Annotated in this window: 29 protein-coding genes, 1 pseudogene and 1 riboswitch; of the genes and pseudogenes, 5 read left to right on the forward strand and 25 right to left on the reverse strand. The window is 54.0% G+C overall.

Annotated features, from left to right (window positions below; translation table 11 throughout):
- Positions 1-107: 107 nt before the first annotated feature.
- From AC27IT_RS00985 to AC27IT_RS00995, 3 genes are all read left to right on the forward strand, one after another.
- Positions 108-650, forward strand: a complete 543-nt coding sequence (locus tag AC27IT_RS00985) for a hypothetical protein (RefSeq protein WP_005828725.1) — start codon at positions 108-110, stop codon at positions 648-650.
- 360 nt (positions 651-1,010) lie between these two features.
- Positions 1,011-1,577 (forward strand): hypothetical protein, encoded by a 567-nt coding sequence (locus tag AC27IT_RS00990; protein WP_025847813.1) that lies wholly within the window; start codon positions 1,011-1,013, stop codon positions 1,575-1,577.
- Between the two features lie 86 nt (positions 1,578-1,663).
- Positions 1,664-1,855: a hypothetical protein gene (locus AC27IT_RS00995; protein WP_327944393.1), complete on the forward strand. Its 192-nt coding sequence runs from the start codon at positions 1,664-1,666 to the stop codon at positions 1,853-1,855.
- 102 nt (positions 1,856-1,957) lie between these two features.
- On the opposite strand, the gene AC27IT_RS01000 is transcribed toward AC27IT_RS00995, so the two are convergent.
- The 17 genes from AC27IT_RS01000 to AC27IT_RS01080 form a co-directional block, all read right to left on the reverse strand.
- Positions 1,958-2,665: a CPBP family glutamic-type intramembrane protease gene (locus AC27IT_RS01000; protein WP_327944394.1), complete on the reverse strand. Its 708-nt coding sequence runs from the start codon at positions 2,663-2,665 to the stop codon at positions 1,958-1,960.
- 15 nt (positions 2,666-2,680) lie between these two features.
- The gene (locus AC27IT_RS01005; RefSeq protein WP_237716624.1) at positions 2,681-3,451 is read right to left on the reverse strand and encodes an ABC transporter permease; all 771 of its coding nucleotides are present in this window, start codon (positions 3,449-3,451) and stop codon (positions 2,681-2,683) included.
- 11 nt (positions 3,452-3,462) lie between these two features.
- Entirely contained in the window at positions 3,463-4,131 is a 669-nt protein-coding gene (locus AC27IT_RS01010) for an ABC transporter ATP-binding protein (protein ID WP_327944407.1), read from the reverse strand.
- Between the two features lie 44 nt (positions 4,132-4,175).
- The gene (locus tag AC27IT_RS01015) at positions 4,176-4,379 is read right to left on the reverse strand and encodes a P-loop NTPase family protein (protein ID WP_237716623.1); all 204 of its coding nucleotides are present in this window, start codon (positions 4,377-4,379) and stop codon (positions 4,176-4,178) included.
- A gap of 44 nt (positions 4,380-4,423) precedes the next feature.
- Entirely contained in the window at positions 4,424-4,600 is a 177-nt protein-coding gene (locus AC27IT_RS01020; RefSeq protein ID WP_005828734.1) for a PLDc N-terminal domain-containing protein, read from the reverse strand.
- Between the two features lie 116 nt (positions 4,601-4,716).
- Positions 4,717-5,472: a CPBP family intramembrane glutamic endopeptidase gene (locus AC27IT_RS01025; RefSeq protein ID WP_005828736.1), complete on the reverse strand. Its 756-nt coding sequence runs from the start codon at positions 5,470-5,472 to the stop codon at positions 4,717-4,719.
- A 1-nt stretch (position 5,473) separates the two neighbouring features.
- Positions 5,474-6,088, reverse strand: a complete 615-nt coding sequence (locus tag AC27IT_RS01030; RefSeq protein ID WP_238503781.1) for an SdpI family protein — start codon at positions 6,086-6,088, stop codon at positions 5,474-5,476.
- A 1-nt stretch (position 6,089) separates the two neighbouring features.
- On the reverse strand, positions 6,090-6,362 hold the full coding sequence (locus tag AC27IT_RS01035; protein WP_007782051.1) for an autorepressor SdpR family transcription factor: 273 nt from the start codon (positions 6,360-6,362) through the stop codon (positions 6,090-6,092).
- Between the two features lie 209 nt (positions 6,363-6,571).
- Entirely contained in the window at positions 6,572-7,612 is a 1,041-nt protein-coding gene (locus AC27IT_RS01040; RefSeq protein ID WP_005828743.1) for an ABC transporter substrate-binding protein, read from the reverse strand.
- A gap of 21 nt (positions 7,613-7,633) precedes the next feature.
- A complete protein-coding gene (locus tag AC27IT_RS01045; protein WP_487091518.1) occupies positions 7,634-8,395 on the reverse strand; it encodes an ABC transporter permease in 762 nt (253 codons plus the stop codon).
- A complete protein-coding gene (locus tag AC27IT_RS01050) occupies positions 8,395-9,174 on the reverse strand; it encodes an ABC transporter ATP-binding protein (protein ID WP_005828746.1) in 780 nt (259 codons plus the stop codon). Before AC27IT_RS01050 ends, AC27IT_RS01045 begins: the two co-directional genes overlap by 1 nt.
- Complete coding sequence (gene tenA / locus AC27IT_RS01055; RefSeq protein WP_007782039.1) at positions 9,159-9,839, reverse strand: thiaminase II; 681 nt, start codon at positions 9,837-9,839, stop codon at positions 9,159-9,161. Before tenA ends, AC27IT_RS01050 begins: the two co-directional genes overlap by 16 nt.
- Before the next feature lie 8 nt (positions 9,840-9,847).
- Positions 9,848-11,125: an acetylornithine deacetylase gene (locus AC27IT_RS01060; RefSeq protein WP_487091520.1), complete on the reverse strand. Its 1,278-nt coding sequence runs from the start codon at positions 11,123-11,125 to the stop codon at positions 9,848-9,850.
- Positions 11,118-11,888, reverse strand: coding sequence for a thiazole synthase (locus AC27IT_RS01065; protein WP_005828751.1), 771 nt, complete (start codon positions 11,886-11,888; stop codon positions 11,118-11,120). The genes AC27IT_RS01060 and AC27IT_RS01065 overlap by 8 nt, the downstream gene beginning before the upstream one ends.
- Before the next feature lie 5 nt (positions 11,889-11,893).
- On the reverse strand, positions 11,894-12,097 hold the full coding sequence (gene thiS / locus AC27IT_RS01070; RefSeq protein ID WP_007782031.1) for a sulfur carrier protein ThiS: 204 nt from the start codon (positions 12,095-12,097) through the stop codon (positions 11,894-11,896).
- 210 nt (positions 12,098-12,307) lie between these two features.
- Positions 12,308-12,418, reverse strand: a riboswitch (TPP riboswitch).
- Between the two features lie 41 nt (positions 12,419-12,459).
- Positions 12,460-12,843 carry a kinase-associated lipoprotein KapB gene (gene kapB / locus AC27IT_RS01075; protein WP_005828754.1) on the reverse strand — a complete coding sequence of 128 codons (384 nt, stop codon included), beginning with the start codon at positions 12,841-12,843 and terminating at the stop codon, positions 12,460-12,462.
- A 71-nt stretch (positions 12,844-12,914) separates the two neighbouring features.
- Positions 12,915-14,126: an alanyl-tRNA editing protein gene (locus AC27IT_RS01080; RefSeq protein WP_327944396.1), complete on the reverse strand. Its 1,212-nt coding sequence runs from the start codon at positions 14,124-14,126 to the stop codon at positions 12,915-12,917.
- A gap of 114 nt (positions 14,127-14,240) precedes the next feature.
- Between AC27IT_RS01080 and AC27IT_RS01085 the strand changes: the two genes are divergently transcribed.
- Positions 14,241-14,627, forward strand: coding sequence for a DUF2203 domain-containing protein (locus AC27IT_RS01085; RefSeq protein WP_005828758.1), 387 nt, complete (start codon positions 14,241-14,243; stop codon positions 14,625-14,627).
- An 8-nt stretch (positions 14,628-14,635) separates the two neighbouring features.
- Here the strand turns inward: AC27IT_RS01085 and AC27IT_RS01090 are convergent, their stop codons facing one another.
- A complete protein-coding gene (locus AC27IT_RS01090) occupies positions 14,636-14,863 on the reverse strand; it encodes a hypothetical protein (protein ID WP_005828760.1) in 228 nt (75 codons plus the stop codon).
- 94 nt (positions 14,864-14,957) lie between these two features.
- On the opposite strand from AC27IT_RS01090, the gene AC27IT_RS01095 reads away from it, so the two are divergent.
- Complete coding sequence (locus AC27IT_RS01095; protein ID WP_283857838.1) at positions 14,958-15,131, forward strand: hypothetical protein; 174 nt, start codon at positions 14,958-14,960, stop codon at positions 15,129-15,131.
- A gap of 77 nt (positions 15,132-15,208) precedes the next feature.
- Here AC27IT_RS01095 and AC27IT_RS01100 read toward each other — a convergent pair whose 3' ends face one another.
- The 7 genes and pseudogenes from AC27IT_RS01100 to AC27IT_RS01130 all read right to left on the reverse strand — a co-directional run bounded on the left by AC27IT_RS01100 (position 15,209) and on the right by AC27IT_RS01130 (position 21,332).
- Positions 15,209-16,492, reverse strand: coding sequence for a glycoside hydrolase family 18 protein (locus tag AC27IT_RS01100; protein WP_327944397.1), 1,284 nt, complete (start codon positions 16,490-16,492; stop codon positions 15,209-15,211).
- 64 nt (positions 16,493-16,556) lie between these two features.
- Entirely contained in the window at positions 16,557-16,868 is a 312-nt protein-coding gene (locus AC27IT_RS01105; RefSeq protein ID WP_025847777.1) for a thioredoxin family protein, read from the reverse strand.
- Positions 16,869-16,981: 113 nt separating this feature from the next.
- Positions 16,982-17,146, reverse strand: a pseudogene (locus AC27IT_RS01110) (transposase); the annotation flags it as partial.
- A gap of 258 nt (positions 17,147-17,404) precedes the next feature.
- Positions 17,405-17,704: a hypothetical protein gene (locus AC27IT_RS01115; RefSeq protein WP_005828764.1), complete on the reverse strand. Its 300-nt coding sequence runs from the start codon at positions 17,702-17,704 to the stop codon at positions 17,405-17,407.
- A gap of 58 nt (positions 17,705-17,762) precedes the next feature.
- The gene (locus AC27IT_RS01120; protein ID WP_025847775.1) at positions 17,763-18,899 is read right to left on the reverse strand and encodes a C39 family peptidase; all 1,137 of its coding nucleotides are present in this window, start codon (positions 18,897-18,899) and stop codon (positions 17,763-17,765) included.
- Between the two features lie 445 nt (positions 18,900-19,344).
- Positions 19,345-19,683: a hypothetical protein gene (locus AC27IT_RS01125; RefSeq protein ID WP_025847773.1), complete on the reverse strand. Its 339-nt coding sequence runs from the start codon at positions 19,681-19,683 to the stop codon at positions 19,345-19,347.
- Between the two features lie 152 nt (positions 19,684-19,835).
- On the reverse strand, positions 19,836-21,332 hold the full coding sequence (locus tag AC27IT_RS01130; RefSeq protein WP_007782014.1) for a long-chain-fatty-acid--CoA ligase: 1,497 nt from the start codon (positions 21,330-21,332) through the stop codon (positions 19,836-19,838).
- Positions 21,333-21,343: the final 11 nt, after the last annotated feature.

Genomic DNA, 21,343 nt, shown 5'->3' on the forward strand with positions numbered 1-21,343 from the left:
AGACTTTTCGGAATATTACTATCCTACTAAAAGGAAACAGAGGATGAACCTTGGCTCTATCGACCATACTATCGGCATGACAACGAAGAGCGAGGGGATATTTATCCATGCGATACCGCCTGCTGATCCTCATCATCCTGCTGTGCGCCGTCATGCTGCCCGTTTCCGCCGAAACGAACATCGGCCATCTCCATGTGCCGATCACTTCTGTCCAAAACGCCAAAGAGCTTGTCCAGCAAAGCGACTACATCGTCATCGGCTGGATGGACAGCGCGCATAAATCATACCCGACGGGGCGCAGCATCCCCCAGGGCAAAATCGTCAATTACACCCAAACCTTGCACGTCAAAAAAGTGTTCAAGGGCGCATCGCCCCGCTTGCTGACCGTGCTCAGCATAGGCGTCGAGCCGCTCCCCGACACTTCTAGCTCGCTGAACCTCACGTACACGGGCCCGCTTGGCGAAGGAAACTACCTCGTGTTTTTGCGCAAGGTGAAAGGTTCGTCGCTGCACAGCCTCACCGGACTATGGCAAGGCGTGTACCCGCTGTACCAAGGCAAAACCATCGCCTTGCAAGGTGTCGGCTTTGCCGACTTCAATCAACTGTCGTTGGAAGAGATCGAGCAAAAGCTGAAAAGCCTGCAGCCGTAAGCAAAGTCGCCAAAAAACCGCTCCCGTCCGGCGAGCGGTTTTTTGGCGTGCACCTCAAGTCAGCTTCTCATGACGTAAATGAAAATCACCATAGAGACGGCACAAGCCAGCACACAGCCGACAAAACCCAGGATGACCCATTTGTTGTTCGTTTTTTGATCGTGTTTGTCGCTCATGAAAACTTCCCCTCGTACAAGCATTCCTCTCTATTATAGGGGGGTTTTGCCTGAAAAGAAAACCGTAATTCCGTTCACAGCAAATTCACACATATAAGCTATGGATTATATGATGATTTGTTGGTAAAATAAGACTGTAGCAAAAGCTTTCTGTCATGGAAAAACGCTTACAGGAGAGTTCACTATGACACGAATTGCCCTTTTTTTATGTTTGCTCACCCTCTTCACCTTCAGTTATGTTCTGACCGACGATTCTTCTCCCACTGCGCTTGAGGCGATCGAAAGCATGCGAGAAGAAATCGGCACCGTTTTTCATGAAGCAAGTACAGATAAAGGCACATTGTTCTTCCTCGTTCGCGAGGATAGCCAGATGATTGACGCCGAATTTGCCAAGAAAACGATCCTTGGCTGGAAATGGGGAAATGGCGGCAGTCACACCATCCCCGCTGTTTCCGAAGTTCCGCTGCCTGATTCTGCCTTTTCCACGCAATACATTGCCAATGGAAAAGAAAACCCGTTCGACTCCCCGTTCCCGATGCTGTTTGGCGTCATTCTCGACCCGGAAGTTGACAGCCTGATGGTCGTAAGCGAAAAGACCGGAAAGGCGCTCCAGGCGGAAATTATCGACAACGAGCTGTTCCCCTTCCGTCTGTGGTACGCCCAGCTCCCGGTCAAACAGGGCGAGATGTTTTCCATCACGGCTTTCGGCAAGGACGGCGAAACTGTCGTCTCGGAAAAACAGATTTCGTAACCGCTCTCGCAGCGAAAGCACCAGCTCGCATCACCGTTGCATCGTCCCTTCTCCCCGTTTCCCACATGACAGGAAGCGAAGCGCTGATGAAATGGAACGTAGCAAATACGTTCAGGAAGCAAAAGAAAACGCCGCTCATAACAGGCTCCCCTCCAAGCAGACATGGATCTGCCAGCCACGCCACCGTGGTTGGCCGCCTCTGCCCGGAGGGGGTTTTCTTTTCGTTACGCCGGTTGTTCCTCGATCAAGACGTTTTCAGCGACGATTTTCATTTCTGAAAAAGGGCATACCAATCTTTTGTGAAATATTTCAAAGCTGTACTCCCCTTTGTCTTCACACAAGCAGTTTTTTGACACCGCAGCCACACACTGAAGCTGCGTTTAATCTATAAAAACACTCGCTTTTTTTCTGTGCGCGACAACAGAATCCCCCTCTCCAGAATAGAAAAGGGGGATTACGGGCGTCCAGCATGTGACGATGCTGCCTTTTCCATACGTCATGTAATTCCCCGGGAGGTGGGCGCAAGCGAACGCGATGGCGGCGACAGCGATGCCGAGCCAGTAGGCGCTGCTTGCAAGCCCGAGCTTCTGGGCGAAAAACACGACAACGGTCATCACCCCGAGCCGCACGAGCACTTCCTCGCAAACCCCACCGTAAAAAGACGAGAGCAAACCGAGGAATCGTGATGAGATCGCTGCTTGTCCCCTTTTCGCGGTCATGTGCGGCTGAAACCAGCAGCGGTCCACGAAGTTGACCACGATCCCTGCCACAACCCCCGAGACGACGGAGACAACCCAAAAAGCCTGGAGCGAAAAAGGTAGCGCCACTCCTTGCGACGAGTGCTCTACCACCCACAGCCGCAGTCCGGTTGCAGGCAAAAGCCACAAACCTGCCGCAGTCGCCAGAGCGAGCAATACAGAGGTCTGAAGCATCATCACCGCAACCAGGACTGGGACTGGCGGGACTCTGCCAGTGGGATGGACTTCTGCTTGTAGCTGCACTTGCCTGCGAATCGTCCTGGACTGCACCGGGATGATGCAGAAAGCGCACAGCACGCTGACCGTCCAGATTAGCCAAAAGTGTTCCACAGCGACGACCCCTGCCTAGATTTCAGATCGCTCCAGGAAGTACCAGCCCATGAAGAAAAACACGATGTTGAGCGCAAAGACGCCCGCCAGCCCCGGCAACCCGGTGATCGCCGCTTCAGCCAGCGTCGAATTTTCCTGAATCATCATCATCGCGGCATTGGTCAATCCCCCCGGGGAGACCATGTCCAAAAATTTGCCGAGAAATTGCGGGACGGTGAAGACCACGATATTGAAGACCAGCGACGCTCCCCCCGCCCCGACGGCGTTGTTAAAAAAGCTGGAGGCGCAAAGGGTCGTGGTGACGACAAGCAACAGATTCGGTATGTACATGAACGTCCCGAGCCACACGTGCGCCCAATCGAGTTTGCCGAAAAGCAGCTCCGTGTAGTAAGCGGTTATCCCCATCCCGATCAGCATGCTTCCGATTGTCAACGTGTAATAGGTAATGGCTTTGGCGAGATAGTACTTGGCCCGGCTGACCGGCTTGACGAATACCATGGAGGCAACCCCTGACGCTTTTTCCCCGGCAATCGTGCCCATGACGACGAGAATCAGCACAAAAGTGCCGAGCGAGCTGAACTTGCTGATCGCCGTCGACAGCACTTCCGGAGCAGACGGGGTGGGAATATTGATGACCGTTCCCTTCGGCAGTCCGGTGGAATTGGCCAAAATATCCGGCAGCATCTTCATCGTAATCGGCTGTGTAATCATCAAGGCGATAAACACAATCGGAACGATGAGAATTTTGTACGTTTTCATCAGTTCCTGAAATTCTTTTCGAATCATTGGGTAGGAAGTCATCCATTCACAACCTTTAGGAAAATATCCTGAAGTGTCAATGCTGACAGACGGTAGTACGCAAGCGTTCCGCCCGACTCCAGAAGAATGTGCGGCAAGCTTTCCTTGGCTTTTTCCATGTCACTGGCCATCACCTTGTACGTGCCCCCATCCTGGCTCCACTCCCTGACCCACGCAAGCCCGTCCAACACATCGGTCAAGTCAATGTCCTCCTGATCGAGCTTGAACTCGATTACCGGCTCCACGTGGCTGGCTCGCAACTCTTCCAGGCTGGACGACAACAGCACGGTGCCGTCCTTGATGATGATGATGTGGTCGGCGATTCTCTCGATGTCATCGAGAATGTGGGTCGACATGAAGACGGTCATGTGCCGCTTCAGCTTTTCGATCAACAGCAAAACGTCGTGTCTGCCCATCGGGTCGAGGGCGGAGACTGGCTCGTCCAAAACGAGCAGCTTCGGGTTGTGGATGAGCGCCTGGGCAATTCCCAGACGCTGTTTCATCCCTCCGCTGTAGCCGCTGATCGGGCGGTTCCGCGCCTCGCTGATTCCGCACAGCTCCAAAAGTTCATTGGTTCGCTCTTCCACCGTGCGCTTGTCCAGCCCGTACAGTTTGCCTACCCAGTGCATCCACTCTGTCGCTGTCATGTAGTTGTAAAAGGCGGGAATTTGCGGGCAATAGCCGACTTCGCTGGTGACCTTGTTGCGCTCGGTTACGACATCGTAGCCGACCTTTCACCTTGCCCGCTGTCGGGGCAGCCAAGCCTGTGAGGATGCGGATCGTCGTCGGTTTTCCCGGCACCGTTTCCGCCGAGAAAACCGACGCAGCCGATGCTGTCGATGGTAAAAGATACATCCTTCAGCGCTTTATGGTCTTTGTATTCCTTTGTGAGACTTTCGCATTCGATTACGCGCAAACCATGTCAACCCTTTCTTCGTGTCTTGGGCTAGTCTTTTCTGCCTACGAAGAAATAACGATGGGACCCAGGGTGTTAATAAAGACGATACCGAGCGCCCACGGCCATTTTTTCCCGCCTGCGACTCTGGCTGGGTCGCGGCGAACGAGGTCGATCAAGGCGATAATCATCAGAAGCAATTGAATGGCAATAAGCGGGGCGAGAAGCTGCATATCCGGCATCGAGCGTTACTTCCAATTTTTTCTAGTTTTTTAAAGTTTAGCTCACCACAACCTTGTAAGTTTACGGGGGACATTCCGTTATTTCCCAGTAAGTTACAAAAACAAACCTGCTTCCCTTAGCTCAAAAAGCCGTGAAGCAGGATATCGCCGATCGCGTGGGCAATCATCGCGTACTCCAGCCCGCGCTTCCAGTAGAGGTAGCCAAACAAAATGCCTGCCACCCCGTTCAAGGCGATGGTCCGGACAAACAAGAGCGGAGTAATCTCTCCAAAATAGACGGACGCTGCCGGAAGATGGCCGAGCCCGAACAAAAAGGCTGCGCCGAAAATTCCGATCCAGTACATCCACGGCTTTGGAGAGGACTGACGCCCGAACAGCTTGCTCAAAATCCAGACCACGAGTGTCATCATGAACAGCCGTACCATTACTTCCTCGTACACTCCGCCCTGAATGGCGGTCAGGACGCCTGCCCAGACCGGCGCATTCAACTCTTGCGCCTTTTCCGCGAGTATCGGCATGAGCGGTTGAAAAATCAGCCGTTCCAGCAAATAGATCATCAGCGTTCCGAGCAGCCCGAAGATGACCGCCTGCACGATTCCTTGTCGGTTAAACGATGCACCGCCCGTTTTATACAACCATTTCCGCAAGATCGGAGCATCCAGCCCGACCTTGCCCGCCAAAGTCAAGCCCGCCCACGAAAGCAGAAACGCCGTGATGCTGCCCTGCAAGACGAACAAGGCGATCACAGCAGGCAACGGAAGCGGCACCATAGCTACCGCATCCCCTATCATGGTTAGCAAGTAAGGCGTGGCCGCGACAAACCCGATCGCACTCAGCCCCGACAAAAATAACGCTATTTTCAAGTTCTTCATTTTATTTCCTCCTTTTGGCATAGTAGTAACTGCTCCCCATCGTGACAAGAATCGTTGCCACGATCAGAAACAACAGCACGATAAAGTGAAGCGGTGCTGGCAAAAATGAGGTGAGGACGATGAGCAGCCCGCCGATAAAAAATACACGGGACCCCAGTTGGTGGGTCTTTTTCCAGACCTCTTCGCTAGCCAGCGTCCACGGCGTGCGAATCCCGATCATATAGTTATGGCGAAAACGCGGCATAAAATTGCCCATCGTGATGAACAAAACCCCGAGAATGAGCGTCGCTGCGGTCGCCATGTTCACCATATATCCGTAACCATATCCGATGATAAGGCCGTGGATGACGAGGAGCGCAACCATCAGCGTATGCATGATCGCGTCCTTGCTGCTCGCAAACTTTTGGTAGCTCTGCTCGCGATAGCGGGAAGCCAGAAATAGTACCACCATCATGATCGGAACAAAAGCTACGCCCACGAGCTTGGGCGCAAAACCGTCCGGCTCGCCGTTTATTCCCCAGTGAACGGCCATGGTGTCAGGCATGGAGGGATAACAAATCACCGCCATCACGACGCTGGCAAGGAAACACAAAATAGTCAAGCGGGATATTTTCATTTCATGACTCCTCTTTCGAATGGAATTGAATAAACCATTTCAACAGGTCCTGAAAAACGGTCGTATTTAACGAGTAGTAAATGTTTTGCCCTTTTCGCTCATCGAAAACCATTTCAGCCTGCTTTAACAGATTGAGGTGATGCGAGATGCTCGGTTTTGTCATTTGAAAATGCTCGGCAATTTCCCCGGCCGTCCTGTCTTTTTCCCGCAGCAGATCAAGAATTTTTCGCCTTGTGGGATCAGACAGCGCCTTAAAGGCATGATTCATGGACATAGTGATCGATCCTACTTTCAGAATATCTTTATTAGATATTTAGAAATTTATCAAAATAACTAACTCAAAGATACCATGTAAAAACCTTCCAGTCAACTCACCTATTGCCCCTTATGCAAACCCCCCCGACAACCTCGCCCTGCGGAAACGAGAAATCGTTCCGGGCTGTTTGGCTAACGGGGGGTTGCTATTTGCTTCTGCGCTTGTGCTTATTTCACCAGATCGCGCATGATGTCTTCCACTTTCACATCGGTCGTAATCAGCTTCTCTTGTTTCATCCAGTCGATCAACGTTTGCCACGACTCGGCTGTCATGGAGCCAAACGGCTTGTCGCCCGCATCCATCAACGGAATCAGGATGTCCAGACTTTTTGTTTCGATGTCTTTTTCCAGCGGGAACTCAGCGGCTTGCTTGGCGAGCAGCAAGTCGAGCGCCTTTTCCTTGTTGTTTTTCACGTAGTCTTGGCCTTTGGCAATCGCGCGCAGGAAGCCTTCGACCGCCTGATGCTTTTTGCCAAGCGTCTCGTCGCTGGTCGCGAGCACAAGCTCGTAGTAATCCGGCACGCCAAAATCAGACGGCTTGATGACGTGAACCGGGATGCCGTTTTTCTCCAGAATGAGCTGTTCGTGGTTGATATAGCCGCCTACTACCGCGTCTACTTTTTTCGCAGTCAAGGCCGGAACGATGTCAAAGCCGATGTCGGTAAAGGACAGGCCGGAGTCGTCTGCGCCCGCATGCTTCACCACCTGGCGAACGATCGATTCGTCGAGCGGAATGGACGGGTAGCCGATATTTTTGCCTGCCAGCTTTTGCGGGCTGTCGATGTCGCCGTCTTTGCGCGTCATGATGACGTTGAGCGGATGGCGCACGAGTGCCGCGACAGCCACGACCGGAATCCCTTCGGCGCGCGCCTGGACGAGCTGCGGCTGGTAGCTGATAGCCAGGTCGACTTTGCCTGCCGCCGCCATTTTCAGCGGATCGTTGCTGTCCGATGGCATTTGCAGGTTGACCTTGAGGTTTTCTTCCTTGAAAAAGCCTTGCTCCTCTGCGGCGTACAGGAAAGAGTGCACCGCATTCGGATACCAGTCGAGCGCGATCGTCAGCTCGGCTGGTTCCGCCGCTTGTTCAGCCGGAGCTGGTGTCTGCGGCGCGGTCGTGCCAGCGCCAGACTGATTGCCGCACGCAGCAAGTCCGGTAGCCAGCGTCAGGGCCAGGATGGCTTTTGTCCATTTATTACTCATCGGTTTCATAGTTTGATCTCCCTACTTTTCTTACTTGGATGTTGGGTGTTTCGCTTTTGTGTGCGGGGACAGATGGCGCTCGATCCGCCCGACGAGCCAGAAAAGCAGCATGCCGAGGACGGAGAGCAGCAGGACCGAGGCAAACAGCGCAGGCGCCTGAAAATTGCCCGATGCCCGTCTGCCGAAGTAGCCAAGTCCCTCGCTCGCGCCGAGCCATTCCCCGATCGTTGCACCCGCGACACTGTATGTCGCAGCCACCTTCAAGCCGCTGAAAAAATGCGGCAAGCTCGACGGCAGTTGCAGCTTCGCGAACATTTGCCAGCGGGTAGCGCCCATCGTTTTCAATAGCTGCAGCATTTCTTTGTCGGTAGAGCGCAGTCCGTCATACGTATTGACGACAATCGGGAAAAAGGTAAACAGGATCGTCACCGCGATTTTTCCGGACAAATCGTATCCGAACCACAAAATAAAAACAGGGGATAATGCTATAATTGGAATCGTTTGGGATATGACGATATACGGATAGACCAGTCGCTCGACGACTCGGCTCATATTCATCGCAAAAGCGAGCAAAACGCCAAACACGATCGAGACAGACAGGCTGAGCAGCACTTCCTTCAAGGTCGCCCACAAATGCAGCCCGAGAAGCGAGCCGCGCAGCTCCCACAGCGCCAGCACGACTGCGCTCGGCGGCGGCAAGATGAACGGCGGCACGGCCAGCAGGCGGCAAACACCCTCCCAGGCGACGAAAAACAGCGCGATGGAAATGCCGAACCAGATCCCTCTGCCCATCACGCTTCCCTCCCCAGCGACTGCAACCTGGACTGCTCTGTGCGCAGCAAGGCCCAGATTTGTTCGCGCAAGGCCAGAAAGCCGGGCTGATTCCGGCTGCCCACCGCTCGCGGCCGCGGAATCGACACGTGCAGCTCCACAGGCTGGCGAATCGGCTTGCCCAACAGGACGATCACGCGGTCAGCAAGCAAGATCGCCTCGTCGATGTCGTGCGTAATCATCAGCATCGTACTGCCTGTCTCTTGCCATTTTTCCATCAGCCATTCCTGCATGTCGAGCCGCGTAATGCCATCGAGCGCGCTGAACGGCTCGTCGAGCAGCATCAGGTCTGTCCCGGACAAGAGCGCCCGCAAAAAAGACACGCGCTGCCGCATGCCGCCGGAAAGCTGGGCAGGATAGGCGTCTGCCCACTCGTGCAGTCCGTACCGGGGCAGCTCTTGCCGGACGCGCGCATGCGCTTCCTTTTTCGGCACGCCTTTGATCTCCAGCGGCAAGGCGGCATTTTCCACAATCGTGCGCCACGGCATGAGCAGATCGCGCTGGGGCATGTAGCCTACCTGCCCCAGCCGCTGTTCCATCCGTTCCTCGCCCAGCCGGATTTCTCCCTGTTCGGGCTGCAAAAGTCCCGCGATAAGCTGAAACAACGTGCTTTTTCCGATCCCGCTTGGCCCGATCATGCTGACGAACTCGCCTTTTTTCACTCGCAGATCAAAGTCTTCGAGAATCGGCGTGCCTGTGTAGGAAAAGCGGACGTTGGAGAAAGCTAGTTGATCGCGCACGGCCACATTTCCTCTCTATAGGCCATATCCCAGAACATGTACTCCATTTTGGAGGTGTTGACGAAATACTCTTCCAGTCTCGCCAGCTCCTGCTCGTTTTTCCCGTCTGCCAGCTCGTTCATGATGTCGATCAGCCAGATCGCAAGCTGTCCGAACTCGTCCGAGCTGTACATCCGCACCCACTCGCCGTACAGCTCGTGGTCCAGCGCCCCTTCTACCTGCGCCAGCCGCTTGCCGATCTCCCAGTAGCTCCACGTGCACGGTAAAAGCGCGCTGACCAGCTCTGCCAGCGAGCCTTGGTGCGCGACTCGCAGCATGTAGCTGGTGTAGCCCAGCATGACAAAGGACGGCTCGGTCGCTTCCAGCTCCTCGCGGGAAATGCCGAAGCGCGCCGCATACTGGCGGTGCAGCTCCATCTCCATGTTGAGCGTCGATTCCTGCAGGGCGGCGAACCGGGCGCTCGTCTCCAGATCGTAGGCCTTCACGCTGGCGAGCGCGAACATTTTGGCGTAATCGATCAGGTAGATGTAGTCTTGCTTCATGTAAAATTTGAACGACTCTACAGGCAACGTGCCGTCACCCAGGCCGGTTACAAATGGATGCTGGTGAACGCGCTCCCAGATCGGGGCGACGCTGCGTAACAAACGGTCTGTAAAGGTTGCCATGCTTTTTTTCACTCCTTCGCTTCCTTTGGCGTGTTGCACCAGCTCGCGATAAAACGGGCCATAATCTGGGCAAACCGGACAAGCTGGTCAGGATCAATCGACTCATCGACGGCATGGGCGTGCTTCAGCTCGCCCGGGCCGAACAGTACGGCGGGAATGCCTGCGTGCGCGAACCAGCCCGCATCTGTGACGGTAGGAGACATGTCCACCACAGGCGCCTCGCCCAGCTCGCTCTCATAGGCGGCTTGCAACTGCGCCAAAGCCGGATGCTCCGTGTCCAGCTCCAGGGACGGGAAAATTTCTCCGCGCTCCTCGATCATGGAGCGACCGCCCCAGCGAAACACAGGGGGATGGTCGCGCAGCCACAAATCGGCCGCCGCTGCGCGTCCGACATGGTCCTCGATCTCGCGAATGATCTGTTCGTATGATTCGTTCGGATAAAAGTGAACCGTAATCCAGAGCGCGCAGCGATCCGCAATAAACGCAGCATGGCGTCCTCCCTCGATCACGGCAGGGTTGATCGTATTGCTGCCAGCCGCAAAGCCGGGGTACGCCTTCATCACAGCCCAGTCGCGTTCCAGCTCCTGCAGCGCCGTAATGATTTTCGCCATTTTTTCAATCGCAGACGCGCCGCGCACGCCGCCTCCGGCATGGATCGTTCTCGCCCGCATCCCGTCGTGCAAGGTCGTCGGACTCTCAATCGTGATCCAGCCGGTAATCACGCCGCCCTGCCCTTGCATGTGCAGGTTGCTCGTGTCGACGACGATGGCGTAGTCCGCCTGGTAGCCGCGTTCGAGCGCCACCAGCGTCCCGGCTTCGCCCGCTTCCTCGCCGATTACCGATTGGAACAGCAAATCGCCTGCCAGCTCGACGCCGTGCTCGCGCAGCATCTGGATGGCGAACAGGCTTGCAGCCAGTCCACCTTTCATGTCTGCTACACCGCGTCCGTACAGCCGCCCGTCTGCGCCGCGCGTCAAGGAAAACGGCGGATACGTCCAGCTCGCAACGTCGATGTGCCCGTTGATAATCAGGCTGTTCGCCTGGGCGGAAGCGCTGCCCGGCAGTCGGCCGACGACGTTGTCATCGCCGGGGTAGACGGTCCAGCGGTCGACCTCAAAGCCGATGGCCGCGAGCCGATGGGCGAGTACCGTTTGCGCCGCGTCGCTGTTTCGCGCTGGCGGACTTACAGTCGGATGGGAAACGAGCTCTGCCAGGAGGGCAAACAACTCTTCTTTGCGCCTGGCAATCGATTCTACCGCTTCTGTCAGTCGGTCCACGCTACTCAATCATCCCTTCGGTCGGACTGCTCGCCGACGCGTAGCGCTTTTTCGCAATCCGTCCCGCGAGGAAGCCTTTGCGCCCCGCTTCCACGCCGAGCTTCATCGCTTCGGCCATCAGCACCGGATTGTCCGCGAGCGCGACTGCCGTATTCAGCAGCACGCCGTCCGCGCCCAGCTCCATCGCTTTCGCGCAATCGGCTGGCGACCCGATGCCTGCATCCACAATAATCGGTACTTTCGCGTCCTCGATGATGAAGCGGAGGTTGTTTTCGTTGACGATGCCTTGTCCGGAGCCAATCGGGGACGCGCCCGGCATGACGGCATGCACGCCCACTTCCTGCAAACGCTTGGCGAGAATCGGATCGTCGTTGGTGTAGGTCAGCACGATGAAGCCTTCTTCGACCAGTATTTTCGACGCTTCCAGCGTGCCGATCGGGTCAGGCAGCAGCGTTTTCGGGTCGCCGATGACCTCCACCTTAATCATATCGCACAAGCCGGATGCTTTCGCCAGACGGGCGATACGCACCGCTTCCTCTGCCGTATAGGCTCCCGCTGTGTTCGGCAGCAGGGTGAATTTTTTCAGGTCGAGCTGTTCCAAAAAGTTCGGCTCTTGCGGATTTTCCAAATTGAGCCGGCGAATCGCAAACGTCAAAATTTCTGCTTCCGACACCTCGACTGCTTTTCCTTGCGTTTCCAAATCTGCGAATTTTCCGGTCCCGAGCAAGAGGCGGGAGCGAAACTCGTAAGGGCCAATTTTCCATGTATCCATGCTGGTCATCCTCCTCCGACAAAATGAACGATTTCGATGCGGTCTCCGTCTGCAATCGGCGTTTGTTCATACCGGGAGCGGTCGATGATCTCTCCGTTGCGCTCCACGACGACAATCTTCTCTTGCAGGGAATACGAAGCGAGCAAGGCGCGGACTGTGTTGATCTCAGCCGACAGCTCTGCTGTTTTTCCGTTCAGCACAACAACCATTGTATTCCTCCTTCTTGATGGCACCTGTCGAGGGACGAAAAAACGGCCTCCCTCGCTTGCCGGAAGTCACCCCAGTCAAACGGTGGAAGCCGTATATGTATCCCATCGGACAGATGGAAGAAAAAAACCATCCGCCGTGGGATGGTTGAGTTGATCTCATCATCTGGTAGCAGCATTCCGGCAAATACGCCGCAACTGCCGCACCGTGAAATCGATTCATATACCTCTTCCTCCGCTGGCATGACCCAGGTCAGGTTCAACGGTCAGTAACACGCTCGTTACAATCTCAGCCGACGATGCTCGGCCCCCGTTTGGTAGTAAACCTATGAAATTGTCGTACGTTCGAGTATTACAGTACCATTCTATTTCGTGTTTGTAAAGGTTTCCTTGTACATCGCTTCCAGTTCAACCAGGCAGCGCTCGGACCAGGCCGCCATTTTTTTCAGCTTCTCCATTTCCCGCTCCATCGCTTTGCGCACGGACTCCTTGTAGTCCGGCACTTCGCCGTTGTAGCGGATGACGGATGCGGCCGGGGTCATGAATTTTTCCTGGTAGGAGAGCGCTGGGCGCTGGTGGAACAGCGGCACATCCACCTCGTAGGACGTATGCAGGTCGCCCTGCTGCGGGTATTTCGTCACCGCCAGCACCTTGACCAACAGCTTCGTATCGTGAATTTCCAGCACTTCCGCGATATATTCTCCTGTCCGCTGCGTCACGCGAACTTTATCGCCGGGGTTCCAAAACATCGTCGTTTCCTCCTCGCATCATCCATCATGGTAGGGGCCAGGCGTGAACGGCCTTGCCCACAGCTAGTCCGTCAGGCCAGCGACTGGGCAAGCAGCTTGCGGGCGTGCGCCAACACTTCGTCCGCAGCAGGCGCTGGTTGACCGCCGCCCTGCGCCATCGCCGGATTGCCGCCGCCTTTTCCGGCAATCAACGGCAGCGTCTCCTTGATAAGCTGGTTGACGGCGACGTTCACGTCCTGCCCCCGCGCAAACACAAGCTGGGTCTTCTCGTCAGTCGCTGCGGCCAGCAAGCATACGACGTCCGGCGCCTCCGCGACTGCGAGCTGGGCGTACTGCTGCAGTTGCTGGATCGTTTTGTCCGGGAAAACTTGCGCGATGACACGCACAGTTCCCACTTGCTCTGCCACGCCGAGCTGCTTTCGGACTTCGCCTTCCAGCAGTTGCTTTTCGGCGTCGGCGAGCCTTGCTTTCAAACTGTCCCGTTCGGCCAGCACGCGCTCTGCCTGCGCGATCAGCTCCGCCTCGCTGGTCGCAAACCGCTTCGCCAGCTCGCGCACAGCCGCCTGCTTGCGCGTGTAATCCCGCAAAGCCCGCAAGCCGCAGATGAACTCCAGCCGGATGTTTCCGCGATGGCGCTCCCAGCCGAGAATTTTAATCATGCCCACTTCGCCCGTGCGCGCAGGATGTGTGCCGCCGCACGGATTGTAGTCGTACTCGGGGATGATGACGACGCGGACATTTTCCGTGACCGTCGGCTGTTTTTTCAGCGGCAACGTAGCCAGCTCCTCGTCGTCGACAAACCGGGCGATGATCGGATGGTTTTCCAGCACGACCTGGTTGGCCCGCTGCTCGACTGCTTCCCACACATCCGCTGTCAGCTCATCCAGGCGCACGTCGATCGTCACGCGTTCTTTTCCCAAATGAAACGCGACCGTCTCCGCCCGCGCGACTTCCAGAAACGCGGCGGACAAAATGTGCTGTCCGGCATGCTGCTGCATGTGATCGAAGCGGCGGTCCCAATCGATCTGCCCGACCACTTCCGTGCAGTCCTCCGGCAGCGGAGCTTCCAGCCGATGACGCACCTCGCCCGCTACTTCTTCCACGTCGATGACCCGACATTCTCCGAGCGTGCCCACATCCCCGGGCTGTCCGCCTCCCGTCGGGTAAAACGCCGTCTGGCTCAGCACAGCGTACGGCGTTCCATCCTCTTCCGTACCCTGCCGCAGTACGCGCGCCGAAAACGTTGTCGCATACGCATCTTGATAATAGATTCTGTCTTCCATCTTTGCTCCTTGCCGCCGGAGCGGAAAGCCATTTGCGCTTTTTCCATTCCGGCCATTTTCTCCCGCCAAGGGTGATATTATACTAATAGAATAGAGATCGTGGAGGGATGATCCGTGAACAAAAAAATCTTTACGCTTCAGGAAGCGAACGACTTGTTGCCCTATGTACGTGAAGAACTCTCGTTTTTGCAAAAATCGAAGCGCTCTTTCTACGAAATGTATCAAAAGCGCGAGCAAATCAAAAAGCAGCAGCCCGTTGACGAAGAGGCGCTCTTTTCGGTGGAATGCCAGCTTGAGTTTCTCGAACTGGAAGCGAAGATGCACGTCACCCAACTGATCGGCAAAGGCATCCAGGTGAAGGACATCGACATCGGCCTGTTCGACTTTCCCGCGATCATCGACGGCGAAGAAGTGCTCCTGTGCTGGCGCGAGGGCGAGGAATCCATCACCCACTACCACGGGTTGCGCGAGGGCTTCATGGGCCGCAAGCCGATCCGGTGACGGCTTTTTTAGCCAAACAGCCGATCCATCTGCTGTTCGCGCGCGAGGCGCTCTTCCGGGCTTGCCAGATCGTATTTTTTCAACAGGTGAAACAGCTCGTTCAAACGCTCCTGGCTAAGCTCTCCTTCCAGCATGCGCTGGAACTGCCCTACCCGCTCTTCGGACAAAAACGGCGCTTGCTCGGCCAACTTCTTTTGCACATCCTCTTTGCTGTGATCCAGCTTGCATTCTCCCATACTTTCTCTCCTTTTCTACGTATTCTTGTTCCATCATACCACGATTGCTGCCAATCGAAAACGTGACCGGGCCAACACTTGCAGCGGCCCGGCGTTGCTGAAAAAGCACGCGCGAAACAGCGAGGGGCGCGTTTTGTCGGACAGCCTGGCTGTTTTGTACCCGCCTCTGGCGACGAACCGCTATCTGTTCTGCAACGAGTCGTCGTCCATTGCCGGGAACTGCGCCAGCCAGCAGACAAAAGGAGCGTGTACCCTCCTGACTGGCTGACAGGCACACGGCGAAAAAAGTACCAGCCGGAAAACGAAAAAGGCGTACAAGCCGAAAGTGGATTGCACGCCTTCTCGCTACGCCCGTTTGCGGACGCGGAAGTTGCTTTCGATCAACAGCCAGTTTTGCGGAAACGGCAAACCGAGCTTCCAGTAGCTGACTCCGCGTATGCCCAGTTGCTTCACCAGATCGAACTTGGCTTGAATCGAGCGGGCGTCCTCAAACCATACTTCATGCCGCCTGCCGTCGTCTGCCGTATAGTGGAAAAACGGCGCCTGCGCCCGGTAATCGTAGCGAATCACGGCGTTTTCCCGCGCCGCCAAGGCAATCGCCGCTTGCGGACTCAACGCTCTCGCCGTCGTCCCCTGCTCATAAGGCAGCGTCCAGTCGTAACCGTACAAGTTTTGGCCCATCAAAATTTTTTCGGCCGGCATTTCGGTCAGCGCGTATTGGAGGACGCGACGCACAGGCCCGATCGGTGACACGGCCATCGGCGGCCCCCCGCTGTAGCCCCACTCATACGTCATGATGACGACAAAGTCGGCAATTTCGCCAATCGCCCGGTAATCGTGGGCGCTGTACCATCTGCCTTGCTGCTCGGCGCTCGTCTTCGGTGCCAAAGCGACGGAAATCATCATCCCCTGAGCGTGCGCCCGGTCGCGAGCCCTGCGCAAAAAGCGGATGTACGCCTCGCGATCCGCAGCCGGGAGCGCCTCCATATCGAAATGGATGTCCCCCATCCCAAGCTCTCTCGCCGTTTGAAAAATGTTGTCGAGCACCTTGTTTTGCAGCTCCTGGTCGTTCAGGATAAGCCCGCCCAGCTCGGTGCTGAACTGGTCGTTTTCCAGGTTGGTGACGACGAGCATCAGCACGACCTGGTTTTCTCTTGCAATGGCAGGAAAATCGTTCAATGGCGGCCGGGCCAGCGTCCCGTCCCGCCTGATCCGAAAGCTGAACGGCGCCAGGTACGTCAAATGCGGTGCCGCCGTGCGCACGTCCGCTTCCAGTGCTGCCGACACCGTCCTGCGCGGCTCCGCATACGCGTTGAAATCCGCCGCCCGACGCGGACGGGGCGGGATGTACAAGCGTTGCCCGATTTGCAACGGGCGGTACTGCGATATGTTATTGACGCGGGCCAGCTCGCCTGCGCTGATCTGGTAGCGCTGCCCGATCGTGTACAAGGTGTCTCCCTGCCTGACCCAGTAGTAGCTCCCGACAATCGGAATCACCATCGCCTGTCCCGCGACGAGCCTGCCCGGATCGGGTAGCTCGTTTGCCTCCGCGATCTCCTCAGCCGTCGTCCCATACGCTGCTGCTATTCCGGACAGCGTCTGTCCTTCTTCCACGACATGGATTTGCATGCGCCTCCCCCTTCGCAATATGTCTCTCTTTCTTTTATTCAGGACGAAGGAGATAGGTGTTTGTCTAGACGAGTGTTTTCAGCACGTCGTACAAATAACCGACGGAGCGCAGCGCATAATGCCTGCCTGTGACCTGTTCCCCGCGAAACAGGAACAGGGCCGGGACGCTCGTGATTTGCAGCCGCTCTGCAAGGGCTGCGGCCGTGTTGATGTTGAGCTGGTACAACGGAAGCGGCCCCGGGAGCGCTTCCCTGGTGACGTGCAGCATCCGCTCCGCCAGCTTGCAGGTGCCGCACATGGGAGTGTAGATGAACAAGGCGAAGGGCTTGTTTTGTTGGCAAAGGCGGTTGAGCGTGGTGGTGTCGATTTCTTGCATCTGGCGCCTTCCCTTCCTTTTTCTTGATTCTTTATGCTAGGCATGTCGGGAATGCCTTGTCAATGGGCGGAGGGAAAAGGAAAAGAACGGAAATGAACGCACAGCCAACTATCTCAATTGATACGTTTCCCGTTACCTGCAAAGGCTTCATCACCGTGTGTTTGATATTCATACTCCCATCGGCTACGCGTCGTAGGAGGAAGGCCTGAAGCTTTCGCAACAGGGGAGACTTTCATTCCTTCATGCATGATTTGCAACACGGCAGTTATCTTTAAGGCGTTGTCATACTTTTACGCATAGAAAAATAACCTCTTTACACAAAGTTATCCTTCGTCTTAACTCCGTGTAAAGAGGATTGATGAAAGTCCAATATTGGTCTTACCTTCGTGTCAAGTAAATTTGGGAAAGTCGATACATCACATGCTTCTCCACTCATTAATCGGGTATCTCTCCAAACCAATACGAACATAAACTCTGATTCACTTACGTAATTCTCTCGGTTTAGTGTATTTAATCTATTGACAGAGGTCCATTTATCATTCCTCATAAATATTCATAACTTCACCCTCTCCCCACATTCTGACATATACAGTATACTTTTTTTGTTCTTGTTTATCATTGATACCTGTAACATACAATCGCTGTCCATATCTATAAGAAGGTATATCTGCTCCAAGTTGTTCGATAGGAACATTGTATTTCTTGCTTATGTACTCAATAGCATGTTTGTTTGCTGCTATTCTACCATTGATCGTTCCGAAGAATTCAGAGCATCCACTAACAAGAACTGCTAGGATCAAAAGAACCCCAACGATTTTTATAATTCGTTTCAGCATATTCTATATCTCCTTACGTCTAGAGTAAGTCTCTTACTTACCCTAGACGTACTATTAACTAATTAATATCTATTGATACCATAGTAACAATATCCTCATGAGTTACATAATCGATATAAGCAACACCGCCTACACTATCATGGATATACATTATTTCATCGCCATCACCTTCAATATATCCTACTCCTGTTGTCCAATGGTAATCATAAACATATTCATCCCCCCAACTATCGTCAAACACAAACCAATCATCGAATTTAATTGCTAGAGGTCTATCTGCTCTAATTTCCGATTTATAGGTAGTGAAATTATTGAAACTATTTGTTTTAACAGAATACTTACCTCCATGTTCATTAGTGTGAATTTTTATAGCATCTCTTAGTTTGCCAGTAGTCATCCCTAAAACTGTCCCTCCATGTGTATCCCACATGTGGTTAATCATATCCGCTTCCGAGTAATAATCAAGTCCGCGTATTTTACTTTTGCTTTCTTCAGATCTCCAGTATTCAGCTATTGTTGCGAGGGTAGTCGGCCCACAAGAACTAGCTGGATAGTCCACACCGCTCCCCCATTGATTCATTATTTCAACACCTTTGATATAATCCTCTTTTACTGCTGCGGTTGAAACAGCTGATGTATCTTTACGAGATGTGGTTTTACTATCAGAGATAAACAACTCCCATTTATCTATTGATTTTGAGTTTTTCTTAATGCGCAATTCTCTTTTATCTAACTGATTACTTTTGCTTACGCTTTTCTGCATCAAAGAGCTTTTATTCAATGCATCATTAATTCTATCTACAACATTTGTATCACTTTCAGCTTTATAGAGAGTCACATTACCAGCGTAATAATATTTACCATCATCGTCTATGATCTTAATATCAGGTTCGCCACTTCCGGCTGAGAAAAGCGGTGAGTAGTCAGTATTGGATGATAGTAACATAAAGAAGCTCTCTTCCCCATTCTCAAACTGATAATAGTAACCTAACTCGTTATCATCAAGGTCATAAAATGGAATCACATTGGTTTTGTCTTCAAACTCTACAGTAGTCTTCAATCTCTTCAAATATTCTTTTGCTACTTGATCTACAACTTCTTCTGTCACTTCGTTGCTCTTTGCTTGTGCGACAAATGTTGCTTGTACTAAGATGAGCGATAATGCAAAAAATAATGAGATTAGTTTCTTAAACACCAAATTACCTCCTTATGTATTTTATTACACATTATACCATTTCGTATCAACATTTGCACTCAGAATCGTCTATAATGTTTTGTCGATTCCGACCATTTTTAATGTGCATCAGGAATAACCTTGTAATTAGACATTGTGTAATACGATCCAATACATTAACACGATCTTCAATCTATCTTCCCCAATTTCGTTCAAACTATTTACTAAGAATTCAAACTGTAACGCGGTGTTTGCCATGCTAACGGTCACCAAGTGAAGCAGAAGCCCTTTTCTTATGAGAGCAGCTATCCGTTATCGACCGATGATGCGGTGGAGTAAGCAATCCTCTTTTTCCCGCATTCACAAAAAAATACAGCTATCTGCAAGCAAGCGACAAAAAATGCCGATGCTCCTCTACAGGAAGCATCGACTTTTTGCAAATGTAGAAAACCCTACCGCCCAATACTCACCCAACCTGCTTCTCTGTCGTCGTGCAGACCGCGGACGAATTCCAGCTTCCTTTGTCCTGTGCCTTTGCTACTTCGTACATCTGCGATACCGTGCCTCCGACGAGTACGGGCACGTGCTGTTCGTGGGCTGCTGCTGCATAGAGCTGCAAGTCTTTTGGGCATGTGGTCGGCGCAAAAGGTCGCGTTTTGGTAAGTACCGTACAAAATTTTTGAATGACCGATGCCAGCATGTACGGATCGACGCCGGTGTTGCGCCGCCCATTTCCGCCTGAATTTTGCCGCCGCGCGCCTCGACTGTTTGCCCAAAGCCAGTCAGTCCAGCTTACGACGATCACGTAAACGAAATACCCTTGATGAAAGGTGCCCTCCCGTTATTCCGTATAAGAATCCGCTCTGGGCAAAAAAGAGCCAGATCCCGCGCGGGTCTGGCTCTTCTCCTTCTGTCAATCACAATCAGCTAACTATGTCGCACACGTCCAAGCGCAGATTACTTGCGCAAGCTGCGGCGCAAAATTTTGCCCGTGCTGTTTTTCGGCAGCTCCGGTACGATTTCGACCAGGCGCGGCACTTTGTACTTCGCCAATTTGTCCTGGCAAAACGCGACGATGTCTTCCTGGGACACCGCTACTTCTTTGAGCGCGACAAAAGCTTTGACTGCTTCGCCGTGCACTTCGTCCGGCACGCCGATCACCGCCGCCTCGATAATCGCCGGGTGCTGGTAGAGCACTTCCTCCACCTCGCGCGGGTAGACGTTGTAGCCGTCGACGAGAATCATGTCTTTTTTGCGGTCTACGATGTACACATACCCTTCCTCGTCCATCCGCGCCATATCGCCCGTGTACAGCCAGCCGTTTCGAAGCGTGGCGGCCGTATCTTCCGGCAGTCCCAAATAGCCGAGCATGACATTCGGGCCTTGCACCACCAGCTCGCCGACTTCGCCGCGCGGCAACTCGTTGCCCTCCGGATCGACGACCTTGTTCACGACATGGGGGATGTCCACTCCGACCGAGCCAGGCTTTCTCGTCCCGCGCAACGGGTTGAAGGCAGTGGCCGGAGCCGCCTCGGACAGCCCGTAGCCTTCTAAGATCATTACCTCGTACTTGGCTTCGAACTTGTGCAAGAGCTCGACTGGCATGGATGCGCCGCCCGAGCAGCAGAGACGGACGGAAGCGAAATCTTCCTTCGTCGCATTCGGCAGTTGGAGCATGTAGTTGTACATTGTCGGAACGCCCGCAAAGCAGGTCGCTTTTTGCTCGCGGATCGTATTGACCACTTCTACCGGATGGAAGCGTGGAATGATGATAATGGATGCGCCGTAGCGAATCGGACCGTTGAGGCAAACCGTCATGCAAAAGACGTGGAACATCGGCAGCACCGCCACCACCCGATCTTCGGGGAGCAGCTCGAACAAAATCCCCATCGCTTCTGCATTGGAAGCCATGTTGCGGTGAGAGAGCATCGCGCCCTTCGGCTGCCCGGTCGTGCCGGACGTGTACAAAATCACGGCGAGATCGTCTTCGTGTCGCTCTGGCTCGACAAAGCTGCCGTCCCCCGCTTGTGCGACCTGCTCCAGCGTCAGCTCATCGCCTGTCGCCTCCGTGTAGATGAGATGTGTCACATGCTCCAGTTGTTCCTTCAAGGGGGTAAGGACAGGTTCGAGCGCGGCGAGGGCGATCACGGCTTTAGCCTGGCTGTTGGCGAGGATAAAGCTGATCTCCCGCGGCGTGTAGATCGGATTCATCGGGACGACGGCAGCACCTGTCCGCAAAATCGCGTAGTAAGCGCTTACAAACTGTGGCCGATTGTCCATGATGAGCGCAACAGCGTCTCCTTTTCCGATCCCGAGCTTGGCCAAGCCGGAGGCCAGCTCATCCACCTGCTGGTTCAATTCTCGGTACGTGGTCGTCTCCCCCGAAAATATGTAGGCGGGATGGTCCGGGAAATTTTGTGCGCTTTGCCGCAAGTTTTCATTCAAATGATACATCACATCTACCC

This window comes from Brevibacillus sp. YAE8 (genome assembly GCF_057543335.1).

Bases quoted from the DNA above. Each gene is read 5' to 3' on its own strand.
- AC27IT_RS00985 (WP_005828725.1), top strand. From the start codon at position 108: ATGCGATACCGCCTGCTGATCCTCATCATCCTGCTGTGCGCCGTCATG.
- AC27IT_RS00990 (WP_025847813.1), top strand. From the start codon at position 1,011: ATGACACGAATTGCCCTTTTTTTATGTTTGCTCACCCTCTTCACCTTC.
- AC27IT_RS00995 (WP_327944393.1), top strand. From the start codon at position 1,664: ATGAAATGGAACGTAGCAAATACGTTCAGGAAGCAAAAGAAAACGCCG.
- AC27IT_RS01005 (WP_237716624.1), bottom strand. From the start codon at position 3,451: ATGATTCGAAAAGAATTTCAGGAACTGATGAAAACGTACAAAATTCTC.
- AC27IT_RS01020 (WP_005828734.1), bottom strand. From the start codon at position 4,600: ATGCCGGATATGCAGCTTCTCGCCCCGCTTATTGCCATTCAATTGCTT.
- AC27IT_RS01025 (WP_005828736.1), bottom strand. From the start codon at position 5,472: ATGAAGAACTTGAAAATAGCGTTATTTTTGTCGGGGCTGAGTGCGATC.
- AC27IT_RS01030 (WP_238503781.1), bottom strand. From the start codon at position 6,088: ATGAAAATATCCCGCTTGACTATTTTGTGTTTCCTTGCCAGCGTCGTG.
- AC27IT_RS01035 (WP_007782051.1), bottom strand. From the start codon at position 6,362: ATGTCCATGAATCATGCCTTTAAGGCGCTGTCTGATCCCACAAGGCGA.
- AC27IT_RS01040 (WP_005828743.1), bottom strand. From the start codon at position 7,612: ATGAAACCGATGAGTAATAAATGGACAAAAGCCATCCTGGCCCTGACG.
- AC27IT_RS01045 (WP_487091518.1), bottom strand. From the start codon at position 8,395: ATGGGCAGAGGGATCTGGTTCGGCATTTCCATCGCGCTGTTTTTCGTC.
- tenA (WP_007782039.1), bottom strand. From the start codon at position 9,839: ATGGCAACCTTTACAGACCGTTTGTTACGCAGCGTCGCCCCGATCTGG.
- AC27IT_RS01065 (WP_005828751.1), bottom strand. From the start codon at position 11,888: ATGGATACATGGAAAATTGGCCCTTACGAGTTTCGCTCCCGCCTCTTG.
- thiS (WP_007782031.1), bottom strand. From the start codon at position 12,097: ATGGTTGTTGTGCTGAACGGAAAAACAGCAGAGCTGTCGGCTGAGATC.
- kapB (WP_005828754.1), bottom strand. From the start codon at position 12,843: ATGTTTTGGAACCCCGGCGATAAAGTTCGCGTGACGCAGCGGACAGGA.
- AC27IT_RS01080 (WP_327944396.1), bottom strand. From the start codon at position 14,126: ATGGAAGACAGAATCTATTATCAAGATGCGTATGCGACAACGTTTTCG.
- AC27IT_RS01090 (WP_005828760.1), bottom strand. From the start codon at position 14,863: ATGGGAGAATGCAAGCTGGATCACAGCAAAGAGGATGTGCAAAAGAAG.
- AC27IT_RS01100 (WP_327944397.1), bottom strand. From the start codon at position 16,492: ATGCAAATCCATGTCGTGGAAGAAGGACAGACGCTGTCCGGAATAGCA.
- AC27IT_RS01105 (WP_025847777.1), bottom strand. From the start codon at position 16,868: ATGCAAGAAATCGACACCACCACGCTCAACCGCCTTTGCCAACAAAAC.
- AC27IT_RS01115 (WP_005828764.1), bottom strand. From the start codon at position 17,704: ATGCTGAAACGAATTATAAAAATCGTTGGGGTTCTTTTGATCCTAGCA.
- AC27IT_RS01130 (WP_007782014.1), bottom strand. From the start codon at position 21,332: ATGTATCATTTGAATGAAAACTTGCGGCAAAGCGCACAAAATTTCCCG.